Below are 3,062 nucleotides of genomic sequence, written 5' to 3'. Positions count from 1 at the left end.
GCTTTATACTTATGACCAGGACGCGAAGGGCAAGACCAATTGCTACGACAAATGTGCCACCAATTGGCCGCCGCTGAAGGCCGAAGCCGGCGCCAAGGCGGACGACGAATGGAGCGTTGTCGACCGCACCGACGGCACCAAGATGTGGGCCTATGACGGCAAGCCGGTCTATACCTTCATCAAGGACAAGAAGGCCGGCGACGTGGCCGGCGACGGTGTCGGCGAGGTCTGGCATATCGTCAAGGCCAACTAAATACGCCATTCCCGCATGGTGGCGGAACAAGGGCTGGTCGCCGGGCATCGCTCCATGCAGCCGGCGGCCAGTATCAATCAGCCTGTTATAATGTCGCCCGTTACGGATCGGGGCAGCATTTCAGCGACTCGGTGGAAAAATGAATCGGGTCGTTTCCGCTGGTTCAGGCCCACCATCTCCCTTTCCCAAAATTCTGTGATTTTCTCCATACACTCTAAGAGTGTATTGCTGCGGACAGCCTCGCAATTTGGGCGCTTCCCCTTGACCGGATGCAAAAGCGCGGCCATGTGAGCGACAAATAGAACGAGATTTCGTCGCGCGCAGCGGAATTCTTCTGCCGCACCACAGCTGATATGAGACCTCATGGACGTCGTCGTCGTCGAATCGCCGGCCAAGGCGAAGACAATCAACAAATACCTCGGCAAGAACTACAAGGTTCTGGCCTCGTTCGGCCATGTCCGCGATTTGCCGGCCAAAGATGGTTCGGTGCGTCCGGATGAGGATTTCGCCATGTCCTGGGCGGTCGACACCGCCTCTGGCAAGCGCCTCGCCGACATCGCCAAAGCGGTCAAAGATGCGGACGGCCTGATCCTCGCCACCGACCCGGATCGCGAGGGCGAAGCCATTTCCTGGCATGTGCTGGAAGTGCTGAAGCAGAAGCGCGCGCTGAAGGACAAGCCGGTTAGCCGCGTCGTCTTCAACGCCATCACCAAATCGTCGGTGCTGGAGGCAATGGCCAATCCGCGCCAAATCGATGCGCCGCTGGTCGATGCCTATCTCGCCCGCCGTGCGCTCGATTATCTCGTCGGCTTCACGCTGTCGCCGGTGCTGTGGCGCAAGCTGCCGGGCGCCCGCTCGGCCGGCCGCGTCCAATCGGTTGCGCTACGTCTGGTCTGCGACCGCGAATCCGAGATCGAGCGCTTCATCCGTGAGGAATACTGGCAGATCGCAGCTCTGCTGGGCACGCCACGCAACGAGAATTTCGAAGCGCGGCTGACCGCCTTCGATCGCAAGAAGCTGCAAAAGCTCGACATTTCCAACAAGGCACAGGCCGACGACATCAAGTCGATGCTTGAAGGCGCGACCTTCAAGGCAGTGTCGGTCGAAGCCAAGCCGACCAAGCGCAATCCCGGCCCGCCCTTCACCACCTCGACGTTGCAGCAGGCCGCCTCGTCGGGCCTCGGCTTCTCGGCCAGCCGCACCATGCAGGTGGCGCAGCGGCTCTATGAAGGCATGGAGATCGGCGGCGAGACCACCGGCCTCATCACCTATATGCGAACCGACGGCGTGCAGATGGCGCCCGAGGCAATCTCGGCCGCCCGCGACGCCATCGCCAAAGAATTCGGCGCAAAATACCTGCCGGAAAAGCCGCGCCAATATACCGCCAAAGCCAAGAACGCCCAGGAGGCGCACGAAGCGATCCGCCCGACGGATTTCATGCGCACCCCGGCATCGGTCAGGCAATATCTCGATTCCGACCAGATGCGGCTCTATGAATTGATCTGGAAGCGCGCCATCGCCAGCCAGATGCAGTCCGCCGAGATCGAGCGCACCACCGCCGAGATCGAGGCGGTCAATGGATCGCGCACCGCTGAGCTTCGCGCCATCGGTTCGGTTGTCCGCTTCGACGGCTTCATCGCCGCCTACACCGATCAGAAGGACGACGATGCGGAAGACGAGGAAAATCGCCGCCTGCCCGAAATCCGTGCCGGCGAACAGCTTGCCCGTCAGTCGATCAACGCCACCCAGCACACCACCGAGCCGCCGCCGCGTTATTCCGAAGCCTCGCTGATCAAGAAGCTGGAAGAGCTCGGCATCGGCCGGCCTTCTACCTATACGGCGATCCTGAAGACGCTCGAAGACCGCGACTACGTCACCATCGACAAGCGCCGGCTGGTGCCGCAGGCTAAGGGCCGGCTGCTGTCTGCTTTCCTCGAAAGCTTCTTCAAGCGCTATGTCGAGTACGACTTCACCGCATCCCTCGAGGAAAAGCTCGACGAGATTTCCGACGGCAAGCTCGCCTGGAAGGACGTGCTGCGCGATTTCTGGAAGGATTTTTCCGGCGCCGTCGCCGACATCAAGGAACTGCGCGTCACCGATGTGCTCGACGCGCTGAATGAAGAACTGGCGCCGCTGGTGTTTCCGGCCCGCGAAGACGGTTCGAACCCGCGCATCTGCCCGAAATGCGGCTCCGGCAACCTGTCGCTGAAGCTCGGCAAGTTCGGCGCCTTTGTCGGCTGCTCCAACTATCCCGAATGCTCCTTCACCCGCCAGCTCGGCGACGCCGCCAACCCGAATGGCGAGAATGGCGGCGGCGAGGATGGCACCAAGGTGATCGGCAAGGATCCCTACACGTCAGAGGAAATCACGCTGCGCAGCGGCCGCTTTGGCCCCTATCTGCAGCGCGGCGACGGCAAGGAAGCCAAGCGTTCCAGCCTGCCCAAGGGCTGGACGGCAGAGTCGATCGACCACGAGAAGGCGCTCGCCCTGTTGTCGCTGCCGCGCGATGTCGGCCAGCATCCGGAAACGGCCAAGATGATCTCGGCCGGGCTCGGCCGCTACGGCCCGTTCGTGCTGCATGACGGCACCTATGCCAATCTCGAAAGCATCGAGGATGTGTTCTCGATCGGCCTCAACCGCGCCGTGTCGGTGATCGCCGAGAAGCAGCTGAAGGGCAAGGGCGGCCGCAATGGCGGCACTGCCGCTGCGCTGAAGGAGCTTGGCGACCATCCCGATGGCGGCGGCAAGATCGTCGTGCGCGACGGCAAATACGGACCTTACGTGAATTTCGGCAAGGTCAACGCCACCC

The 3,062-nt window shown here is 62.0% G+C and carries 2 protein-coding genes; both read left to right on the top strand.

Going from position 1 to position 3,062, the window contains the following annotated elements; translation table 11 throughout:
- Positions 1–253 (top strand): hypothetical protein (locus EN935_RS28815; RefSeq protein ID WP_127373876.1); only part of this gene is annotated, 253 nt, incomplete at its 5' end.
- A 363-nt stretch (positions 254–616) separates the two neighbouring features.
- A partial coding sequence (gene topA, locus EN935_RS28810; protein ID WP_127373875.1) for a type I DNA topoisomerase occupies positions 617–3,062 on the top strand: 2,446 nt, incomplete at its 3' end.

It is taken from the genome of Mesorhizobium sp. M7D.F.Ca.US.004.03.1.1 (assembly GCF_003998635.1).
Taxonomy (GTDB): Bacteria; Pseudomonadota; Alphaproteobacteria; order Rhizobiales; family Rhizobiaceae; genus Mesorhizobium; species Mesorhizobium loti.
The sequence above is the reverse complement of the archived record's forward strand: the minus strand, read 5'-3'. Positions and strand labels throughout refer to the sequence as shown.